The sequence below is a fragment of the Mycoplasma sp. 2704 genome (genome assembly GCF_034863285.1).
GTDB lineage: Bacteria > Bacillota_I > Bacilli_A > Mycoplasmatales > Metamycoplasmataceae > Mycoplasmopsis.
This window is the reverse complement of record NZ_JAYFFD010000007.1, coordinates 1-22,710: the sequence shown is the minus strand read 5'-3', so window position 1 is coordinate 22,710 and position 22,710 is coordinate 1. Positions and strand designations below refer to the sequence as shown.

Here is a 22,710-nt window from a genome sequence, read left to right as displayed (position 1 = left end):
GTTCTTGTTTTAGTTGTTTCATAATCACTCCTTAATATAAAAAACACAAAATACGACGTTGTCCATATTTTGTGTCCCAGTTTATCCGATAGAAATAAAAGGCTCTTCAGGAAACAAAACAGGTTCAAAATTACCAAAATGAAATTCCAATTTGCCTAAAGGACCTGATATATATATATATATAAAAACTCTCATTTAACCTTTTTTAAGGGAGAGGATTTTATATCTTCTAAAACTAGAGATTTACTAAATGAATTTTTTACAGAGAATAATCAAGATGTTTCTATAGCTGAATTAAGAAAAAAATTGATAAAAATGAATTTAATGCAAATTGAAACTGAAAACGCTTTTGGGTTAAAACCTTATGTCAGAAAAGATTTTTGCTATGCTAATGATTTTAGAACAAGCAAGTTTAAAGATATTTTTGACGAGCAAATTGGTGATCGTTTTGAGATGAATGTGATAAAAATGTTAGAAGGAAGTGATGAATAAGAAAACTAAGGAATTAGACCAATTTTTCACAAATCCTATTGTTTCTGATTTTTTAGTAGAAAAAATTATAGGTATGTTTCCTAGTGTGCGAGATAGCGAAATAATCGAAAGTAGCGTTGGTTCCGGTAATTTTGTCGACTCACTTATTAAATATAAGATAAAGATGTCTCAAATAAAAGCTTATGATATAGATTTATCAAATTATCCACATGATAATGGTGTTGAATGCGATTATCTTCAAGTAAAATTAAAATACAAAAAGAACAGATTTGTTATAGGTAATCCTCCTTTTGGTTATAGAGGAAAATTAGCATTGGATTTTTTGAATAAAGCTCTCACAGAAAGTGATGTTGTATGTTTTATATTACCTAAAATATTTAGTAGATATTCTATGCAAAAGCATGTAGAACCAAATGCAAAATTGGTTTATGAATCAGTTCTTTCAGATGATTCATTTTTGGTAGAAAATCATAAGTATAACGTTAATTGTATTTTTCAAATTTGAGTTAATAAGAGAAAAGAGATTTATATAGATGATAAAAGATTAAAATTACCAAAATCAATAAAAACAGATGATTTTGAAACTTTTATTCACAATAATACAATGAGCACACTTAAATATTTTGATAAATCTAAATATAATTGAGATTTCGCAATCCATAGACAGGGATTCTACGATTATAATGAAAAAATATTCGATCAAAACAAACTACATAAAAATAGACAATATGTTTTTGTAAAGTTAAAAAATAACATGGCTCGTAAAGTTTTTGAGTTGATTGATTTCGAATCACTTTCTAGAGGAAATACTACAGTGAGAGGTTTTTCACTAACTGATTTAGTAGAAGAATATAATAAACAAAAATACTTTTTGGAGAACAGTGATGAAATTAGAAAATACTTTGATAAATTAGTGATTAATATTGAAAAAATATTTTAATATTAATTATCAATGTATTTCATCAGTATTAAACTTCAAACTTTATTAAATGTAGGTACAAAAATTATTTTAGTATGCTGCTAAAATAATTTCAGTTTTTTTATAAAAATAAAATGACTAGAGTGAAATTACTATAGTCATTGTGAATCGCAAAGTGAAACGCTATAAATTTAGTTAAACTAAGACAAGAAAAGTAGACAGAAAATAAAAAACTGTCTACTTTTCTTGTCTTAGTTTATTATTCAATGTCGCTGAAAACATTTTTTAAGTCTTGCATATATTAAGACAGTGCATTCTTCTTGTTTTAAACATATTTTCTTTGAAAAATCGGTATTACAAATTGTCTAAAGTTATCTGATTTTTTATTTGTAAAATACTATTAACACTAACTGAATCTTGATTCATATATTTTTTATTTTTATTCATATAACTCATGAACTAATTGTTGAGTATCTATTGATTCAGCGAATTACTGTATTATTTAATATTTTAGTTTATTATTCAATAGGATATACGCATATGAAGAAAAAAATGAGCCATAGAGACTCATTCATTTAAAATATTTAACCTATGCCTGTAGGCTAATTTGTTATATTATCGCGAACATTGATAGCGTGATAAATAAAATAAATACAAAAGAGATTGAATCCAATCTATCCAAAATACCACCATGTTCTCTTAATATGTTTGAGAAATCTTTAATTTCATTTCTTCTTTTTATGAGTGAAAATGCTAAGTCTCCACAGATTGCAAACATAGGCGCAAGGAAGATAAATAACATTAAATACACAAACATCATATTTAAGCTATTAGCATCTACATTTCATGGTGTCATCATTATGTGCATTAATGTTTGTTTTTTGTCTGATCCTATTCCATAAGCTATTCCTATATATGCTAACGTAACTACGATTGCAACAATAATTCCGACAATAGCGCCTTCGATTGTCTTTTTAGGACTAATAGCTGGAGCAAGTTTTTGTTTGAAAAACTTGTGACCTAAAAGCTTACCTCCAAAGTATCCTCCAATGTCGCAAGACATTGCAATGAATACAATTAATAAAATAACTTCAATTGCGTAAGTTTGCGCAAGCAATACCATAAATGATTTTAAGAAGTATGTTAAGAATGAAAAGATGAAAAAGAATGATAAAGCTTTAATTGTTAAATATTTAAGATTAATGTTTTTAACAGTTAAAAATCTAATTAATACAAAAATTAATGTAATTGTTAAAGGTCATATTGCATCAAAGAAACTAAATGCACCATAAGTAGCATCTGTAAAGATTGAACCAATTTGTAATATATTTTTATTAACTAAAATACTTTCTGAGGGTGTTATCCGAGTTGTTAAGAACTTAAGGAAGTTTGGATAAGCAAAGAGTAACCCAACTGCTAAAGCAGGTAAAACTCATTTAAATATCTTATGGTTTTGTAGATATGCTTTTGAAAGTTCATAATAAATTCAAAAAGCAAATCCTACAAAAATCAAAATAGACAATGTTCTTAAAAACCAAAATACTCCATCTTTAAAGTTTTTATATAAATTAAAATCAAAAGAGTATTTTGACACTGTTAAAAATATAACTAGAACAAGTCCGATAATTAGAGCAGGAATAACTCTATTTATTCAAAAAGATTTTTGTTCTTCTTTTTTCATTATTTCCTTTCTTGATCTTCAACTTCTTGAAGAAATTGAAGATACATATGCAAGTACCCTTCAGGTACAATGAATTTTTCAATAGTAAATAAACTTTTATCAAAATATCTAGATCAACCACCAGAAATTATTGAGTTTTCTGGTTTATCAAATGAAGATACATAACCTGACAATAAAGCGCTTAAACCATTTAACATAGCTGTTTTTGTAGTTGTTCCTACTTTAGTTTCAGGTACTCTTAATTCACTTTCAATTATTCCAGGAGCTACAAATGGCATATCGAAAAAGTCCAGTATTCTAGCTATTGAAACACTTTTAAGAATTAAGTTTTCCATTTTTAAATTAACTCAATATGTTCCTAATAAGTTAATTGAATCTTTTTTATATTTAATTGAGTTTATAAGTAATGCTGATAAGATATCAAAACCGATAGAACCTTTGTGTTTTATATTTTTATCAATTAAGTGAGACATCCTTTTAATAATTACTTTTTTCTCATCGTTTAAGTAAACTAAATCGTTAGACATAAAATCCAACTTACTTGCCATGGCGAAGATAATGGTTTTGCATAAATCCTCATCTGCATTAGTTGCAGCTACAAGGATTCTCGTGTCTTCAAGATCTTTAAGTATTTTAGCGAGCTCTTCGGTAAAAGCCAAGTAGTCAATAATTTTTGCCTTACCTTGTTTAATTTCATTTGTTCTTAAGTCAACTTTGTAATTAACTATTTTGATGAATGTGTTACCCAAATCCATAACAATATATTTTGATAATTTTTTCATAGTTATTAATTTCATTTTATAATTCTTAATTATATACTTTTAAAAAATAAAATTGTGGAGGTACATATGAAAAAACCGATAAATATCGGACATACAAATAAGACATATATGACTGAAAATTCAATCTATCAAGAAAAGGTTTTAAATAAATTCAATCATAAGTTAGATTACGCATTACTTGAGAAATTTGATTTTGTACCTCGTTTAATTAATGAAACAGAAAATTCTGTTGAATGAGAGTATATTCAGACAAAACCATTGGTGTTTACAAAAGATGTTTTAACTCAAATTGCGAATAATTTTAAGACATTACACGATTCAAAGCTACAGTTCCCTAAAACAAATGTAGCTTCAAGAGTTAAAGAGTATAGAAGAATTCTGAATGAAAGAGGAATAAAAATTGATGTTCTTAATGATTACTATAAGAGAATCAATTTAATATTAAAAAACTCTGAATCAAATAGACCATTGCACAATGATTTATACTTAAACAATATTCTCCTAGACTTAAACGACAAAGTTTACTTTATCGATTGAGAGTATGCTTCAATGGGTGACAAGCATTTTGATTTAGCTTACTTTATTTGTGGTTCATACTTAAATAAAGAGCAAGAAGAGTTTTTCTTAAATGTTTATGATACATATTGAGAAGAATATTTAATTCAACAAAAAATATTAGTTTATTACTTAACAATTCTTTGAGTGAATGCTCAAGAAACAAAACCATTTGATGACGCAGGTTTAATTGTAAAATTAAAAGAGACCGTTAAAGAATATGAATATAAGAAATCAACTAATACCTTTAGGAGGTAGAGGAAGAAGTTTCAGTGAATAGAATATATTTCTATAATAAGAATTGCAAGTACTCATTAAATTACTAATTTTTTAAACTAAGATAAGAAAAGTGGACAGAGGTCAAAACTGTCTACTTTTCTTATCTTATTTTGCAATTCGATGCTTTATTTTGTAACAATTCAATTCAGCAATTGTATTAAAGCTATAATTTGAAATATAAATGACTATTATGCAATTAAAATAGCATTCTTATGTGGTGTTTCATCGGTTTATAGGTCGTTATTTTTTCTTTCAATATTTAAATTTTTAAAAGATAGTTAATAAAAAATACTATATATTAATTATAATAATGTTTTTATAACTTATACAAGGTGGTGAAGTAATGGAAGGATACAAAAATCAAAAATTTAATTTACTAGCTAACAAATTAAATTTACCTTTTATCGCATCATTTTTGGATGCGAAAATAGATAGCAATAGTATTAAGGTTGTTAAAAATTCAAATACAAATGAAGAAAGATTAGAGATCACTTTAACTCTTTTAACAATTCCATCGCTTGAGGATTTAAGAGTTTTAACAATCGCAGCTATAAAAGAAAGAGTTAATTTCAAATTTAAATATGATAATAATGAATATTTATCAAGTCCATTAGTTCTTAATTATTTGGAATATGTAGTTAAGAAAACTCTTCCAGATAATAGTGGAATTGCAAGAGTATTAAGATTTAAAAATGTTAATTATGATGAACAAACAGGAAAATATTTAGCACATATTTTTGATTATCAAAATACTCCTGAATTTCAAGAAGAACTAAATGCAGTTAATAAGTATATGAAAGAAATTTTTGGTTTTGATGCATTTGAATTAAATGTTAAAGTCAATACATTTGATTTAAAAGAACAAATCAACAATAACATCCTTCAAAATTATGACAAAATCAAAAATCAATTTAGTGATCGCGAGACAGTCTCAACTTCATCTAAAAAAGGTTCAATCAGCTATGATAAAGGAAGTTGAGGAAAAAGACGTTCGCCATCTAGTTATACAAAATACACAATTCAGGAAGTTCACGAACTTCCTTATGAAGATGAATCTACAAATGTTTCTGTAACTGGTTATGTTTATAAAACTGATGTTAGAGACACTAACAAAGGGTTAAAAATTCATAACATTTCAATTACTGATTATAATGATGCTATTAGTACAGTTTTCTTTGAGAGAGAAAATAATAAAGATGTTTATGTTCCAAAAATTGGAGATACAGTTGAAGCTATGGGTAGAGTTTCTAATCCATATGGTTCAACTTACAATGGTGTAGACAAGTACAATAAACAAATAACAGTTAACTCTTTTAGCAAAGTTGATCCACTTACAGAAGAGCAAGAAGATTTAGCTTATGAAAAAAGAGTTGAGCTTAGCACAAGAACAAAAATGTCAACTATGGATGGACTTTTAAATGCTGAAGATATTGTTTCCATAGTTAAACAATATGGACATTCAGCAGTTGCTATAGTCGATTCAAATGGTGTGCAAAGTTATCCAACTTTCGAAAAAGCTGCTAAAAAAGCTGGTATTAAACCAATTTATGGAGTTAGTTTTGATGTTATTTCAAAAAATCATAATTTCTTATTAAATTATTTACCTGATAAAAATGCAGTTTTAGAGCAAACTGAATTTGTTGTGCTTGATATTGAAACAACACACTTATCAGCGCAAACAGGAGAATTAATTGAATTTGGTGCTCAAATTGTTAAAGAGCATAATGCTTTTAATCATAAAGACTTACAGTTCTTTATTAAAGCACAAAAACCTCTTAGTGCTAAAACAATGAGCTTAACTAACATTACACAAAAAATGTTAGATGAAGAGGGGATCGAGTTAAATGAAGCTCTTGACAAAATTTATGATTTATTAAATAATAAAGTTTGTGTAGCTCATAATGCTAACTTCGACTTTAACTTTATTATCCAAAAGTTCATTGAGCAAGGTAAAAAAGTTCCAAACACATTCTTTGTCGATACACTTAACATTTCAAGATTGCTATTCCCTGAAAAACGTTCACATACGTTAGGGAACTACTGTTCATATTTACAAGTTAGTTATGATTCAGCAGTAGCTCACCGTGCTGACTACGATGCTGGTGTTCTCGCTAGTGCTTGAATTAAGTCAATTCAAATGTTAAAAGAGAAAGGTATTTTAACATTTGATGATTTATATAATACTTATGAACCAAATGTTTACTCACATGTTAGATCAAATCAAATTTCTGTTCTTGCTAAAAACCAACAAGGAATTAAAGAAATTTCTAAATTAATCACACTTTCATTAACCGAAAGATTCTTTAAGTCTCCTAAATTATTTATGGAGGACATCAAGAAGAGTGAAAACATTTTAATAGGGTCAGGTGGACTTAAAAGTAGATTTATAGACAATATTTTTTATTCATCAGATATTGAAATTCAAAAGTCAGCAGAATTTGCAGATTACATTGAAATACCACATCCTAATGCACTAAAACATTACTTAGAACCACAGGAAAAATTTACTCAAGAAGAAATTTATGATGGTATTAAAAGAATGATTAATTGAGCAAATAAACTTAACAAAATTCCTGTTGCAATTGGGGATGTTAGATATAAAAATAAATTAGATAAGGAAGTCTTCAGATGCCTTGTTTATTCAAAAGGTATTGGTAACTCTTCACACTTCTTATTTGACCATAGAAAAGTTGAATTTGAAGGAAGAAACTTCTTATTACCTGATTTAGAGTTTTATACAACTGATCAAATGCTTGAGTCATTTAAATTCCTAAATGATGAGCAATTAATTAATGATTTAGTTATAGTGAATACAAACAAGATTGCTAATTTAATTGATCCAGAAATTAAAATTGTTCACGACAAACTTTACACACCTAAATTTGATGATTCAGCAGTTAAATTAAAAGAATTAGTTTATAAAACAGCGCATGAAAGGTATGGAGAAGTGCTTCCTCAAATGATTGAAGAAAGACTTCAAAAGGAAATTACGCCTATTCTTAAATATGGATTTGATGTTATTTACTGAATTTCGCATATCTTGGTTAAAAAATCATTGGAAAGTGGATATCTTGTAGGTAGTCGTGGAAGTGTTGGTTCATCTTTAGTTGCTACATTTGCAGGTATCACTGAAGTTAATCCATTACCGGCTCACTACATTTGTTCAAATTGCAAAAACTTCGTTTTAAATGAAGATTCTAATATAACTTCAGGATTTGACTTAGATGATAAAAATTGTGATAAATGTGGAACACTTATGAATAAAGATGGACACACTATTCCATTCGAAACATTCTTAGGATTTGATGCTGATAAAGTTCCGGACATAGACTTAAACTTTGCTGGTGACTTCCAACCAATTATTCATAATGAAGTTAAGAAACTTTTTGGTGACAGTCATACTCTAAGAGCTGGAACTATTTCTACAATTCAAAGCAAAACTGCCTTTGGTTATGTTAAAAAAGCTAACGAAGAATATAACTTGGGTTATTCAAATGCTTTTGTTGATTATTTATCTTCAAAACTTGAAGACATTAAGCGTACAACAGGACAACACCCTGGAGGTATCTTAATTATTCCTAAAGAATTCGATGTTGAAGATTTTACACCTGTTAACTATCCTGCTGATGATACTTCAATCGATTGAAAAACAACTCACTTTGATTATAGAGCTATCCACGACAATGTCCTTAAGTTAGACTTACTTGGACACATTGACCCAATGGCAATTAGGATGCTTGAAAAATTAACTGGTTTAGATGTTAAGAAAGACATACCTAAAAAAGATAAAAGAGTTATGTCACTTTTCTCAACTACTAAAGAATTAAATATCACACCTGAACAAATTGGTGGTGAACCAACAGGTGCTTTAGGTATCCCTGAGTTTGGTACATCGTTTGTTAGAAAGATGTTGATTGAAGCTCAACCTGAATCATTTGCTGACTTAATATCAATTTCAGGTCTTTCTCATGGTACTGATGTTTGAACAGGAAATGCTCAATCACTTATCAAGGATATGGGATTATCATTAAAAGATGTTATTTCCTGTCGTGACGATATGATGGAATACTTAATGAAGAAAAATATTGAGTCTAAATTAGCTTTCAAGGTTATGGAACAAGTACGTAAAGGTAAGGGTGTAACGGAAGAACAAGTTGCAATATTAAAGAAAAACAATGTACCATCTTGATACATTGAGTCAATGCAAAAAATTAAATATATGTTCCCTAAGGCTCACGCTACTGCTTATGTGCTTATGGCTTGAAGAATTGCTTGATTTAAACTTTATAAGCCTTTAGAATACTATGCAACATTTTTCACAACTAGAGCAACTGAATTCGATTTACATGTAATGATGAACGACTTTAAGATTGAAAAAATTAATAAAAAAATTAAGGAAATAACCTTAATGAATGATAGAAAAGTTAAAGATGATCAGTTATTACAAACCTTGGAACTCGCAAGAGAAATGTATGCACGTGGATTAAGTATTTCAAACATCAGCTTAACTAAATCATTAGCAACTGAATGAGTAATAGATTATGAACATAATGCTCTTATACCTCCATTTACAGTTGTAGGTGGGCTTGGAGAAGCTGTAGCAACTGAAATTGTTAATGCTAGAAATGAAAGCGAATTTGTTTCAAAAGAAGACTTCAGAAAACGTGGAAGAGTAAATCAAACTCTTTACAAGATATTGAATGAAGAATTCAAGGTTCTTGATGAATTAAATGAAACAAATCAGCTAACACTTTTTTAAAAATTAAAAAATAACTTTGATAAATAAAAGTTTTATAATATTAATGAGGATATCTTTATAGTATCCTCATTTTCTTTAAATAATTATTTAAACAAAAGGACAAAAATGAAAAAAATTAAATCATTATTATTAGCTGTTGCCGGAATCACAACAGCTATAGCACCAGTTGCTGCAATCTCTTGTGGAAGAACAGACAAAACAACTTCAGGAGTAAGAGCAAATATTACTCCAATTGCAGACATTACCAGAAATACAGCTTTAACAGCTGAAACTATTCAAGGTAAAACTCCACTTTCTGTTGTTGTTGTAACAGACTCTGGTCACGTAACTGACTTATCATTTAACCAATCATCATATGAAGGAATGATGAGATATGTTGATGACATTAAAGAGCTTACAGGTTCAGAACCTAAATTTGCTTACTCAGAACCAGAAAGTAATAGTTATGAAAATACTTACAATAGTTTATTAGGGAAATATAACATTTGAATTCTTTCAGGGTTCACACATGGAGATGCAATTAAAGCATACATCCAACAAAATAAGGATAGATTAATTAAGAACAATGTAAAAATCATAGGTACAGACTTCACAATAGATCCAAATGAACTTCAAGGTTATGGAGACTTTTATGGTTTAGATTTTAAAGTTGCTGAATCATCATATATCGTTGGACAAGCAGTTGCTGAATTAATGGCAACAGAAGAGTCATATGCAAACAAAAGAAAAGTAACAGCATTTGGAGGTATGCCTTTCCATGGAGTTGTTGATTTTATTAAAGGTTACTACAGAGGTATTCTTGATATAAATAAAACTCAATCAGATGCTAATAAAAAAGTTAGACCAACACAAGGTAAAGGTCTTGCAAATGACTTTTCAAGTGTAGCGCTTAATACTGCTTTTGAATCAGGTAAACCAATGGATAGTGCAATCGCAAATGCAATTGCTTCAAATCCGACAGTTATTTTACCAGTTGCTGGACCAGCGACAGGGTTCACATTAGATGAACTTGAGAAAAAAGCAAATACAGATCACATTGGTGTAATCGGAGTGGATACTGATCAAGCAAAATCAAGATCAAAAGACTCAGGAAAATTCTATACATCAATTACAAAAAATATTGCACAAGCTGTTTACGATACAATCCTATACATCACATATGGTATTGATAGCAAAAATATTTACAGTACAAAAACACCAGAGAGATCATTCTCAATTAGAGGAAGTTTCAAACAAGGGTGAGTTGGTTATGCACAAAGTACACTCAAAGATGAAGCGATGAGAACAAAAATGAATCAATTATTAGCAAAATATGATGCTAAATTTAAAGAATTATCTGAAGAGGACATAGATTTTATTTCATCAGATAAATTAAATAAAACAGATTCTGCAACTTTATCACTTCCTGACTTAATTCAAGAATTAACTGGCGAAATGTTAAAATAATTTTTCAACAAACTTAATTTTTTAAAGGGTACCTAATTTTGGTATCCTTTTTATTTTTATACCTACCTCCTTGCAATAAAAGAGAAAACACTAAATCATAAAATTAAGAATAAAAAATATATAATTAAAATGTAAATAATAGACATTAAATTCTATTATTTATTTTTTTAATATATTAAAAACACAAGGAAAGATATGAAACAAAACTTTTATGCAATAGAGTTTGATAATATTTCTAAATCTTTCGGTTCTATTAAGGCTAACCAGAATATTAGCTTTAAAGTAGAAAAAGGTACAGTTCACGCTTTAATTGGTGAAAATGGTGCCGGAAAAAGTACTTTAATGTCTATATTATTCGGGTTGTATGAACCTGATGAAGGAATTATCAAAGTAAATGAAAAAGAAGTTTTAATCAAAGGTCCTAATGATGCTAATAGATTAGGTATTGGTATGGTGCACCAACACTTTAAACTTGTTGATGTATATACAAACCTTGAAAACATTGTTTTAGGAGCTGAGGATAGAAATAAATTTACTAGAATCATTGATTTTAAACCTGCTATTGAAAAAATCAAAACAATTCAAGAAATGTTTGATTTGCATTTTGATTTAAACAGGTTAACTGGTAAAGAAACAGTTGCAACTCAACAAAAAGTTGAAATTATGAAAATGTTATATCGTGATTCAGATATTTTAATTTTTGATGAACCAACTGCTGTTTTAACAGACCAAGAAATTCAAGGTCTATTGAATACATTCAAATTATTCAGGGAACAAGGTAAAACAATTTTATTTATTTCTCACAAACTTGCTGAAATTAAAGAAGTTGCTGATAATGCGACAGTTTTAAGACACGGTAAGGTTGTAGGAAACTTCGAAGTAGCAGATGTTTCTATTGAGGAAATGGCTAACCGTATGGTTGGTGGTGATGTCGAAATTATTAGAAATGAATATTCAGATACATCACAAAATGAAGTTGTTTTCAAATTAGATAACGTTTCTACAGATGGTGAAAAACCATTGAAAAATGTTAATTTAGAAATTAGAAGCGGTGAAATTGTTGCTATTGCCGGAGTTGAAGGTAATGGACAAACTGACTTAGAAAAAGTTGTTAGTGGGATGATAAAACCAACAACAGGTCAAGTTCTTTATAAAAAGACACCACTTGTTAAAGAAAGAATGCAATTAATCCAAAAATCAAAAACAAGAAAAAATATAATTATGTTATTGATTTCATTATTTGTATTCTTATACTCAGGTTTAGGTTTATTAGCTGCAGCTAATTACCAATCTGATTCAACAAAAGCTATTATGAATATCGGTGGAGGATTAGCGATTTCTTTCAGCATAATCCTTCTTATGTTGATTTTATTTTCAATATATGGACCAAAATTTAAAGAAAAAACTATTTTTGCAAAAACTAGTTTTCAAAAGCAAATGAGCAAAAGACAGCTGCTAGTTTTTAAAATACTATTCCTAGTATTAGGTTTAGTTTCTGGCTTTGCTGTACTATTTGCTGCATTAGTGTTTACTTCAACAAATACATCAATAGTAGTAGCATTAGCTTCTTCAATTATTGTATTATGTTTAAGTATTATCACTACTGTTTTATTGAAAGTGAATAAATTATTAAAGTTTGAAAATGAGCATGCTAAATTAATCAAACGTAATAAATTATTTGTTATTTTAATATCATTTGGTATTGCTTCTGCTTCAGCATTAGCAATCACATCATTAATTTCATTGTTAACTACTGTTCCACTTGTAGCACTAGGACTAATGATTATGTTTAGTGTATTAATGTTTGCATTTATAGTGAGTGGATTGCTTGCATATTTCTACTTATCAGATACAAATGAGAAAAAAGTTGTTAATGATGATTACTTTGTCATAAATGAATTATCAGTTTATGATATTTCAAAATTAGGTCTTTCATTCATACCAAGTGATAGACATAAACACGGTTTAGTTCTTGACTATAACATTAAAAATAATTCAATTTTACGTAGACTTTGAGATAAAAAATACAGCAAAGCTGGACTTTTAAACAATAGAGCTATGCAAAGAGAAACTGAAGATATTATTGAAAAATTTGATGTTCGTGGTGCAAGAAATGGATACTCAATGTCAAGATCCCTTTCAGGAGGGAATCAACAAAAATTCATTGTTGGTCGTGAAATGAACTCACCACATGATTTCATTTTAATATTACAACCAACACGTGGATTAGACGTTGGAGCTATCAAAAATATTCATGAAAGAATATTAAAAGAAAAAGCTGAAGGTAAAGCCATCTTATTAATCTCATATGAATTAGATGAAGTTTTATCATTGGCAGATAAAATTGCAGTTATTAACACTGGTGAAATTTTAGCTGTGAAACCTGCAAAAGAACTTACAAGAACAGAAATTGGAGTTTATATGGCTCACAAGAAAGGAGGTGAATAATGTTCACATTAACAGCAAATAAAATTAAAGAAAATTTAATGCTTGAAGATAAAAAATCATCTAGAAGAAAACTTTATTCATCTCTTTGGGCTGTTTTAATTGGTTTATTATTTGCTTCAGTAATCTACTGATTAAAAGGTATTGCTGATGGAACAGAAACAACAATTTTCACTTTTGTGCAAAATATTTTCGAGTTTGCTTTTAGTGAATATATTCTTAACGATACATTATTATTATTCATCTTCTTTGCACTAGCGAGTTTTTCTGTAGCAATTGGGTTTAAATCTGGATTATTCAACATTGGTGTTTCAGGACAGATGTTGCTACCTGGTGTATTATTCTTTGCTATTTTAGCTGGCACAAGAGTTGATTTGAAGAATTTATCATTAAGCTTTTTATTAGGAATGATGTTCATTAGTATCATTATCGGTGCTATGGTTGGTGCAATTCCGGGTATTTTAAAAGCATACTTTAATGTTCATGAAGTTATTTCAACAATTTTTCTTAACTGAATTGTTACATTTTTAGGTATTTGACTTTTCACATTCTCAAACGATGTATTTATACCTCAATCAGATCCTAATTATACAAATTGAATCGGTCTGGAACCAGGTACTACTGCCAAGTTAGTTTTCACTAACTTAAGTAGAGACTTAGGGATTGATGTTCAAAGATTATTTATTTATATTGGTATTACACTTGTTTGTGTAATTGCAGTAGCGATTTGATTTGTTTATTCAAAAACAACACTTGGATACAAAATTAAAATGGTTGGGTTAAATAAAACAAACTCAAAATATGTTGGAATAAATGAAAAGGCAGTAACTGTTTGTGTAATGGCAATAGCAGGAGCTCTTGCTGGTTTAGGTGGGTTCTTCTACATTGTTGTATACACAAGACAAGTGGCTATTAAACCACAAGCTCCTTTAGCTATTGGTTTTGAAGCCATAGCAATTGCTCTTGTTGCTCTTAATAATCCATTTGGTGTTCTTGCTACTGGTTTTCTATATGGAATGATACGAAGTGGACAAGCCTCATTCTCAGTTACAGAGATAGGACCAAAAGTATCAAAAGATTTCTTCCCAATTATCACAGGGATAATTATATTTATGTCAGCATTATCTATTATGTTCTATAAATTTAGACCAATGCGTTATGTATGAAAACAAATTATTCTAATGTGTCATAGAGAATACTGACAAAACTTTTCTATTTATCATAATTTAAGATCAAGATCTCATATTAAAAAATCTTGAAATAAAGCAAGAGCTTTATATGCAGAAAATTTAATTTCTTCGGATCCTGATATGACAAAAGAAGAAATTGATGAAAAATGCAAATCATATTATTCAGAATGATTCTTACAATATCAACAAATGGTTAAAGAAACAAAAGCTCAAATTGCAGAATTATCTGTTAAATTAAAAGAATACAAAAAAGCACAAAAACAAAAATTACAAGACACACTTTCAAGCTTTACATTTGCTAAATTCTATGAAAAACAAATAGATAAATTCTATGAATACTGATCAAGAAATGAACACGTGAGAGAATTAGATGAAACTTCTAAAGCATATTTATGAGCTTTATACTTAGCTAAAGAAAAAGCAAATGCTGATTGAAGATTATATGCTAAAAATGAGTATGATGGTCAGCTAAGAGTTAATAAATTAAAAATATCTGAAGAAACTGCGAATGAAGTTAAGAAGTTAGAATTTGAAATTCTAGAATTAAAATCAAAAATTTACAACACATCAATTAAGGATGAAATTAAGATTTTACGTAGATATTCAAAAGAAAAACTTCAAGTATTTGCAAGATATGAAAAAGCTTATGAAGCGAGAGTTGCAAGTTTAATTCTTACTTTAAAGGGTCAATCAGTTGAGTCAAAAATGACTATTTATGATGAAATTTCAAAAGAGAAATTTGCATTACAAAAAGCTAGAACTGATTTAGGTGTTGATGAGTATCAATCTTATGTTCAAAAATCAAAAGCTCTTAAACGTTCAAGAAAATTAGTTTATAGAGAAGTTAGAGAGAAAATTTATAATGATTTTGTAAATAAATACATTATCAAACCATGAGACAATAGAGTTTTAAGAATTCAAGAATCAAAATCAATGGAAGGAGCTAAATAATTATGGAATTAATTGTTTCATATGCAGTATTCTTCTTTTGCATTCTTTTATTAGGTTCTATTTCAGGAATTTTCTCAGAAAGAGCAGGGATCGTCAACATTGCAATTAATGGTTTCATGGTATTTGGGGCCATAATGTATGTTATGTTTAGTGTTATATTAACAGATTTTATTTTCCACAAAGAGCAAACATCAATGCTTTGACAAATTCCTTTAACATTATTATCCGTAGGTGCATCAGCATTATTTGCATTATTATTTGGTTTAGCTACAATTAAGTTAAAATCAGACCAAACAATTTCAGGGTTTGCTATGGGATTATTAGCGACAGGTATTGCATGTATTTTAATGTTATTTATTCTTGATATACAAAAAGAAGGACAAACTGCAACTTATTATGGTAGATCTGAGTTAGCTTTAAGTTCATCTTTAGGTGAGTATCAAAATATAGTATCATTCAAAACATTCGCAACTCTAATCATCGCATTTGCTTCTTGATTTGCCTTAAGAAAAACTAAATGAGGTTTAAGATTTAGAGCAATTGGTGAAAACCCACAAGCAGCCGATGTTGCTGGTATCAATGTTAATAAAATTAAATGACAAGCAGTTATTTTAGCTGGAATGGTTGCAGGTTTAGCTGGAACATTTTATGCTCAAAGTTTCCAAGGACCTTTCTCAATTACAAAAGATGTTGAAGGTTTAGGATTCTTAGCATTGGCTATCATGATTGTGTCAAGATGAAGAATATCAATCGCTATAGTTATATCGCTTTTATTTTCAATTATGATTTCAGTATCATCATTTGGTGTAAGTTATATTAAAGCGGAAAAATATTCAGAATTAGTTAAAGCAGTACCATATGTGATTACTCTATTTGTTATGATATTTATATCAAAATCATCATCAGGTCCAGCTGCTGTTGGTATCCCATATGATAAATCAAAAAGATAGATCAATATCAAAAAATAAAATTATAAAAATAGTGAACAGTTTAATTTGCTTGTTCACTATTTTTTTATTTCATATTTAGCTATTAATATTATCTATCGTCCTTTTCTTCATCATGATATTCATATTCATCATCTAAATACTCTGTAATAGCCTCGTCATTCTCTCCTGCTATAACTACCCTTATTTTCATTAAGTATAATGCTATTCATAAACCTTTTTCATATTTATATTATTTAAAACGCTTTATGAGGTGTTTTAAGTTTTCCAATTAGTTGTACATAAAACATTTTATTATTAGCAACTATATGATCAGGTATTTTGACTGTTTCGATATTAGTGTCAATTCCTTCGCTTGTATTTCACTCGGGATTTGTTACTCATTCATTATTATATTGTTCATTTTCACTTAATAGAACTTTCATATCAAAGAAATCAGTTAAGAACAATCTAATATCCTCAATATCCATTCCAGTTTCTTTAACAAATTGATTTAATTCATCTCTATTTAATCCTTAACCATAATCCACGGCTGGTCATTCAAGAGATACTTTAAGATTATGAGTAATTTTTGTTTTTGAAATGTCAAATGGAAGAAGGATTCCTGATTGATTATCATTTCTTTTTAAAAACTGTGGAAATCTATTGTGCTTACTATAAATCATAATTTTGTGCAAGATTTACTAAATTAATAGTAACTGATTTAGAATCGCTTGGAAAAACATAAGTTTTATATTTATCATCATTCATTGAACCAATAAATAAGGCTTTACCAGAAGAGATAAGTTATATGCTTAAATACCCGACTAACTAATATGTTTAAATTTGTAAAAAACTATATAAAATATTAAATTATGTTTAAGATAAGAAATTTAAGTAAAAATACGTGAAAAGGACTAGCTCATATTATTTGATCTAACTCAAATTATGATGATAATTTATCTCCATATTCTAAGAGAATTCAACTTTTTTCATACATTTATGCAGCTATAATAACATTTGCTTGTTTAGTTTCTTTCTTTTCACTGATTACAGTGAAAGAGGGGCCAAACAAAGCTCATTTTGATCGTTTTTTAGTTGTGGTCCAAGTCATTACATTCTTTATATTTATAGTAGATTACTTTCTACACTTTATTACTTACAAGTATTTATATACAGATGGAAAGACTAAAGTCTGAAAAATCGTACTGAAGTATATTTTTTCATTCAATGGAATTTGTATTTTATTCTGTATTTTAGCCTCACTCTATGCAATCAGTTTTCTTATGCCTGCATCAGAAGAAATTTCATATAACAAAAATGAAGAAGCAAAAATTTTCCATTTATTTAAATCATTTAACGTATTTAAAATTATCCGTTTCTTCTTCGTTTTAACATTATTTGCACCATTCCAAATTATTATTAATGTGTTTAAAAAACAAAGACAGATATTAACTTACATTTTTATATTAATTCTTATTTTAATTTTCTTATTTGCTTTGTTAATTTGAAACAATGAAAAAAATCACTTAAAACAATCTCAAATTCAATACATCATTGATCACAAATGAGATCAAACATTTAATTTAGAGTATTTCAAAGAAATTAATAATCAAGAATACATTCAAAGAATACAAGACGCAACAACATCTCATGATAAAGCTGTGGTTATCTTTGATTATTTATCATCAGTAAGTTATTCAGATTTACCAAATGACAATATTATTGGTTATATGGATGGATTTTTAGGTCTAGAATCAGGTTACGTAACTACATTTGGTTCATCTTTATACTATGTAACAATTACACTAACAACAATTGGTTATGGTGATTTTACACCTCATGCATCTATAACAAGAGGAATTATTTCTTTCTTATCATTAATGTCTGTTGCAATTATTGCTATTCCATCAGGTCTTATTGCTGGGGCATTTTTAGTAGAAATGCAAAAACATATTTCAACTACAGGTAACAAAAAATCAAGATTTGGATTTAGAAAAAAATCAGATGATGATGATAATCAAACAAATCAATCAGAATCTAATGAACCTGCAACAACTTCAGTAGAAAACTCACAAAATACACAAGAAACTCGAAAGGAACAAAATGATTAAATTAGGATCACACATAGGATTTAAAGCTCCAAATTATTTATATGCATCAAGTCAGGAAGCTATCAGTTATGGCGCTAACACTTTTATGATTTATTTAGGAGCACCCCAAAACACAAACAGAGTTGATGTATCTAAATACAATTTAGAAAAATATGAAGAAGAGTTTTCTTCAATTATCCCTAAAGAAGATATTATTGTTCACGCACCATATATTGTTAATCCGGCCAATCCAGAAAAATCAACTTTTGCAAAAGATTTCTTAATTCAAGAAGTTCAAAGAATGGAAAAAGCAGGATTCAAATATTTAGTTCTACACCCTGGTGCAGCAGTTGGACACCCAACTGAGGAAGCACTAGATACATTAATTGACACTTTAAATGAAATAATTAAAAATACAAATAATGTTGTTATTTGTATTGAAACAATGTCTGGAAAAGGTACTGAAATTGGTGTTGATTTTGAACAAATTGCTTATGTTCTTAAATGAGTTAACTCGGATAGAGTTCAAGTTTGTTTAGATACTTGCCATATGTGAGATGCAGGTTATGATCTTCAAGAATATGAAGAATTTAAAAAAGAATTGCTCAAATGAGATTTACTTAAGAGAGTTAAGGTTATCCATTTAAATGATTCGAAACACGAAATTGCTTCGCATAAAGATAGGCACGCAAATATTGGTAAGGGAGCAATTGGATATGAAACATTAAAACAATTTGTTCATGATCCTGATTTTGATAATATCCCAATTATCCTTGAAACACCAGTTCCAGAAACTGGACCAATTTATAAAGAAGAAATTGCTTGATTATTAGAAAAGTAATAATTTAAAGTTAATAAATAATACTTAATTATTGGACTTAAATACTTTTTGTATTTTTCAGTTATAGTTTATAATATATAAAAATATTTATAAATATTAATTTTCATTCAATGTAAAGGAGAAAAAATGGCTAGAGAAGGTTTCACATTAGTGTGTGTTGAATGTAAAATGGAAAACTACATTTCAAAGAAAAACAAAAAAACACACCCTGAAAAAATTGAGTTACTTAAATTTTGCGCAAAATGTAACGCTCACAAAACACACAGAGAAAAGAAATAGTCACATTTTTCTCTATAATAATTTCCAATCTAGCATATGCTAGATTTTTATTTAAAATGCATAAAAGTTTTATAATTATTAAATCATTAACAATCAATAGGAGAAAACTATGGACAGAAGAAGACTAGATCAAATGTTTGAACAAACAGGAGCTGAAGTTTTAATTTCAGAAGCACCTCAAACAAGATTATGATATGCACATGTTCAAACATCAGATGGATATATTGCAATTGAAAAAGATAAAGCAACATTATTTGTTGATGGAAGATACATTGAATACGCAACAAAGCATGCTAAAAATGTTGATATTGTTTTAATCAAAGGAAACTCAATGAAAGAGTGATTTGATAAAAGAAACTTCAAGAAGATTGTGTTGGAAAAAAACTACTTAACAAAAGAGGTTCAAGACAGAATTGTATCAATGGTGCAACCTGAAGAAATTTCATGAGTTGATGCTCAAGATTTAAGAATTGTTAAATCAGCTGAAGAACTTAAATTAATGCAAAAAGTAATTGATATTTCTCTATCAGCACTTGAAGAATTTAAACAATGAGTTAAGCCAGGTATTTCTGAAAAAGAAGCTGGAGCTTATTTAAATTATTTACTTAAGAAACACGGTGGAGATAAAGAAGGCTTTGATGAAATAGTTGCAACAGCTTCATCATCAGCCGAACCACACCACCATACAACTGATAAACTTCTAGAGGAAGGTGAATTACTTAAAGTTGACTTCGGTGCTAAATATAAGGGATATACAGCAGACATTACAAGAACATGAGTTTTAGGAGGAGAAGATAAAGTTAAAAATCCTAAATCACTTGAAATCTTAAACATTGTTAAAGAAGCTGCTGCAGCAGGTAGAAAAGCTGTAAGACCTGGTATTAAAGCTTGTGAAGTTGATAAAGTATGTAGAGATTACATCGCTTCAAAAGGATATGCAGATTACTTCTTACATTCAACAGGACACGGATTAGGAATTGATGTTCATGAATGACCATCAGTTTCGCCTCATTCACAAACTGTTTTAGAACCTGGAATGATTATTACAGTTGAACCTGGAATTTACATTGAAGGTTTAGGTGGAGCTAGAATTGAAGATGATGTTCTAGTTACTGAAAATGGTCACTATGTATTTTCTAGACCAAATGAACAATAATAACAATAATTCGCAAATAAATCATGATGGATATTTACAAGTAGATTCTATCCATCAAATTTATTTCAGTGTTAGCGGTAATCCAGATGGATTACCTGTTTTTATAATACATGGTGGACCGGGTGGTCAAAGTTCGCTTAAATCGCTTGAATTCTTTGATCTAAATTGCTATAAAGTTATTATGTTCGATCAAAGAGGTTGTGGTAAATCAAAACCTAGGTTTGAACTTCAAAAAAATAATACTAATCAATTAGTTGAAGATATAAGAAAACTCAAGGAACACTTAAATATAGATAAAATGATTCTGTTTGGTGGTAGTTGAGGAACAACTTTATCTCTAGCTTATGCAATTAAATATCCGGAAGATATATTGCATTTGGTTTTACGTGGAATTTTCTTAGCTAGACAAGAAGATGTTGATTTTCTTTATGAAAAAGGTGCTTCATTTTTCTATCCAGAAAAACATAATGAATTTGCTTCCTATGTACAAGATGTAAGTGGAAATAGCATTTTAGAAAAATACTATTCATTATTAACTAGTGATGATTTAGAAAAAAAATATAAAGCAGGTAGGGCTTTTGCGAAATGAGAAGAATCAATTGTTTCTATAAATCCTAAATTATTTGAATCAACTGATGAAGATGATTATCAAATTTCATTAATGGAATCACATTATTTTGTCAATAAATCATTTTTACCATCAGATAACTATATATTAGAGAATGCACACAAAATAAAACATATTCCAACAGATATAGTTCACGGAAGAAATGATATTGATACAAGACCCATTGGTGCCTATTTACTATCTAAAGAATTAGATAATTGTAACTTATATTTCATAGAACAAGCTGGACACACACAATGGGATATAAATAATAAAAATAAATTAATTCAAATCTTTAGTGAACTTAAAGAGACATATAAATAATTCAATTTCCAAGATGCTTATCTTGGATTTTTAATAATTTTTATTTGCTTTATTAAAATGTGCTATAATAGTCTCGAACCAAATAAATACCGAAATAAAAAATATAAAAATAATTTTGAAAAAATAATTTTTATGTATAATATATTAGCAAATCAAAATGCCGATTTAGCTCAGCGGTAGAGCAGCTGGCTGTTAACCAGTTGGTCGTTGGTTCAATCCCAATAATCGGCGCCATTTATGGTCTGTTGGTGAAGCGGTTAACACACATGGTTTTCATCCATGCATACACGGGTTCGATCCCCGTACAGACTGCCATTTTTGGAAGATTAGCTCAGCTGGGAGAGCGTCGCCCTTACAAGGCGAATGTCATGGGTTCGAGTCCCTTATCTTCCACCATTGCCGTCTTAGCTCAGTTGGTAGAGCAACTGACTTGTAATCAGTAGGTCGTAGGTTCGAGTCCTATAGACGGCACCAAGCATGGTGCTTTTTTTATGCCTTTCAGCACTAAAAATATGCGCGAATGGTGAAATTGGCAGACACGCTAGATTTAGGCTCTAGTGCCTTACGGTATGAGGGTTCGAGTCCCTCTTCGCGCACCATTAAAATATTGTTTTAATATAAAATAGTCGAATAAGTCATCACGCAACAAAATGTGTGATTTTTTTATTTCCTGTAAATGTGTGAATTAAAACACGCAATTTGTCATAACATGGTCACTATGATGGTTTAAATATTCATGTGATTGATGCAAAAAGAGGTATCGACTCAAAATCAGATCGTAGAGTTATAGTGCAGGAAGTGATTATCACAAATTATGATATTTAATTAGTAAGATTATTTCTAAATGAACAAAATGAAAAAATATTTGCTTTTCTAATTTAGTTCAACCTAAACTGGGACACAAAACATGGACAAAACCATGTTTTGTGTTTTTTTATATTAAGGAGTTATTATGAAACAACTAAAACAAGAACAATGACTAGAA

The 22,710-nt window shown here is 28.8% G+C and carries 17 protein-coding genes and 5 tRNA genes; 18 read left to right on the top strand and 4 right to left on the bottom strand.

Annotation, left to right across the window (positions count from 1 at the left end):
* Positions 1–315: 315 nt before the first annotated feature.
* Entirely contained in the window at positions 316–492 is a 177-nt protein-coding gene (locus VBM90_RS02975; RefSeq protein ID WP_323176842.1) for a hypothetical protein, read from the top strand.
* On the top strand, positions 485–1,432 hold the full coding sequence (locus VBM90_RS02970; protein WP_323176841.1) for a hypothetical protein: 948 nt from the start codon (positions 485–487) through the stop codon (positions 1,430–1,432). Before VBM90_RS02975 ends, VBM90_RS02970 begins: the two co-directional genes overlap by 8 nt.
* Positions 1,433–2,021: 589 nt before the next feature.
* Here VBM90_RS02970 and VBM90_RS02965 read toward each other — a convergent pair.
* Both VBM90_RS02965 and VBM90_RS02960 read right to left on the bottom strand, forming a co-directional pair.
* Entirely contained in the window at positions 2,022–3,092 is a 1,071-nt protein-coding gene (locus VBM90_RS02965; RefSeq protein ID WP_323176840.1) for a phosphatidate cytidylyltransferase, read from the bottom strand.
* Positions 3,092–3,889 (bottom strand): hypothetical protein, encoded by a 798-nt coding sequence (locus VBM90_RS02960; RefSeq protein ID WP_323176839.1) that lies wholly within the window; start codon positions 3,887–3,889, stop codon positions 3,092–3,094. Before VBM90_RS02960 ends, VBM90_RS02965 begins: the two co-directional genes overlap by 1 nt.
* A 51-nt stretch (positions 3,890–3,940) precedes the next feature.
* On the opposite strand from VBM90_RS02960, the gene VBM90_RS02955 reads away from it, so the two are divergent.
* The 6 genes from VBM90_RS02955 to VBM90_RS02930 all read left to right on the top strand — a co-directional run bounded on the left by VBM90_RS02955 (position 3,941) and on the right by VBM90_RS02930 (position 16,449).
* Entirely contained in the window at positions 3,941–4,687 is a 747-nt protein-coding gene (locus VBM90_RS02955) for a phosphotransferase (protein ID WP_323176838.1), read from the top strand.
* A 364-nt stretch (positions 4,688–5,051) separates the two neighbouring features.
* Complete coding sequence (locus tag VBM90_RS02950; RefSeq protein ID WP_323176837.1) at positions 5,052–9,467, top strand: PolC-type DNA polymerase III; 4,416 nt, start codon at positions 5,052–5,054, stop codon at positions 9,465–9,467.
* A 105-nt stretch (positions 9,468–9,572) separates the two neighbouring features.
* Positions 9,573–10,913 carry a BMP family ABC transporter substrate-binding protein gene (locus tag VBM90_RS02945; protein WP_323176836.1) on the top strand — a complete coding sequence of 447 codons (1,341 nt, stop codon included), beginning with the start codon at positions 9,573–9,575 and terminating at the stop codon, positions 10,911–10,913.
* 195 nt (positions 10,914–11,108) lie between these two features.
* Positions 11,109–13,361, top strand: coding sequence for an ATP-binding cassette domain-containing protein (locus VBM90_RS02940; RefSeq protein ID WP_323176835.1), 2,253 nt, complete (start codon positions 11,109–11,111; stop codon positions 13,359–13,361).
* Positions 13,361–15,499, top strand: coding sequence for an ABC transporter permease (locus VBM90_RS02935; RefSeq protein ID WP_323176834.1), 2,139 nt, complete (start codon positions 13,361–13,363; stop codon positions 15,497–15,499). The genes VBM90_RS02940 and VBM90_RS02935 overlap by 1 nt, the downstream gene beginning before the upstream one ends.
* Positions 15,500–15,501: 2 nt before the next feature.
* Positions 15,502–16,449, top strand: a complete 948-nt coding sequence (locus tag VBM90_RS02930) for an ABC transporter permease (protein ID WP_323176833.1) — start codon at positions 15,502–15,504, stop codon at positions 16,447–16,449.
* 233 nt (positions 16,450–16,682) lie between these two features.
* Here the strand turns inward: VBM90_RS02930 and VBM90_RS02925 are convergent, their stop codons facing one another.
* Together VBM90_RS02925 and VBM90_RS02920 are read right to left on the bottom strand one after the other, a co-directional pair.
* Complete coding sequence (locus tag VBM90_RS02925; protein WP_323176832.1) at positions 16,683–16,916, bottom strand: hypothetical protein; 234 nt, start codon at positions 16,914–16,916, stop codon at positions 16,683–16,685.
* 45 nt (positions 16,917–16,961) lie between these two features.
* Positions 16,962–17,111 (bottom strand): hypothetical protein, encoded by a 150-nt coding sequence (locus VBM90_RS02920; RefSeq protein WP_323176831.1) that lies wholly within the window; start codon positions 17,109–17,111, stop codon positions 16,962–16,964.
* A gap of 189 nt (positions 17,112–17,300) precedes the next feature.
* Here VBM90_RS02920 and VBM90_RS02915 point away from each other — a divergent pair, with 189 nt between their 5' ends.
* From VBM90_RS02915 to VBM90_RS02870, 10 genes are all read left to right on the top strand, one after another.
* Positions 17,301–18,539, top strand: coding sequence for a potassium channel family protein (locus VBM90_RS02915; protein ID WP_323176830.1), 1,239 nt, complete (start codon positions 17,301–17,303; stop codon positions 18,537–18,539).
* The gene (locus VBM90_RS02910) at positions 18,532–19,359 is read left to right on the top strand and encodes a deoxyribonuclease IV (RefSeq protein WP_323176829.1); all 828 of its coding nucleotides are present in this window, start codon (positions 18,532–18,534) and stop codon (positions 19,357–19,359) included. Before VBM90_RS02915 ends, VBM90_RS02910 begins: the two co-directional genes overlap by 8 nt.
* Before the next feature lie 126 nt (positions 19,360–19,485).
* The gene (rpmG, locus tag VBM90_RS02905; protein WP_257088959.1) at positions 19,486–19,638 is read left to right on the top strand and encodes a 50S ribosomal protein L33; all 153 of its coding nucleotides are present in this window, start codon (positions 19,486–19,488) and stop codon (positions 19,636–19,638) included.
* Positions 19,639–19,747: 109 nt separating this feature from the next.
* Entirely contained in the window at positions 19,748–20,794 is a 1,047-nt protein-coding gene (locus tag VBM90_RS02900) for a M24 family metallopeptidase (RefSeq protein ID WP_323176828.1), read from the top strand.
* Complete coding sequence (gene pip / locus VBM90_RS02895; RefSeq protein ID WP_323176827.1) at positions 20,784–21,725, top strand: prolyl aminopeptidase; 942 nt, start codon at positions 20,784–20,786, stop codon at positions 21,723–21,725. The genes VBM90_RS02900 and pip overlap by 11 nt, the downstream gene beginning before the upstream one ends.
* Before the next feature lie 159 nt (positions 21,726–21,884).
* Positions 21,885–21,959 (top strand) — tRNA-Asn (locus VBM90_RS02890).
* Positions 21,960–21,964: 5 nt separating this feature from the next.
* A tRNA-Glu gene (locus VBM90_RS02885) sits at positions 21,965–22,040 on the top strand.
* Positions 22,041–22,045: 5 nt separating this feature from the next.
* Positions 22,046–22,121: transfer RNA gene (locus VBM90_RS02880), tRNA-Val, on the top strand.
* Between the two features lie 2 nt (positions 22,122–22,123).
* Positions 22,124–22,199: transfer RNA gene (locus VBM90_RS02875), tRNA-Thr, on the top strand.
* 40 nt (positions 22,200–22,239) lie between these two features.
* Positions 22,240–22,324 (top strand) — tRNA-Leu (locus VBM90_RS02870).
* Positions 22,325–22,710: the final 386 nt, after the last annotated feature.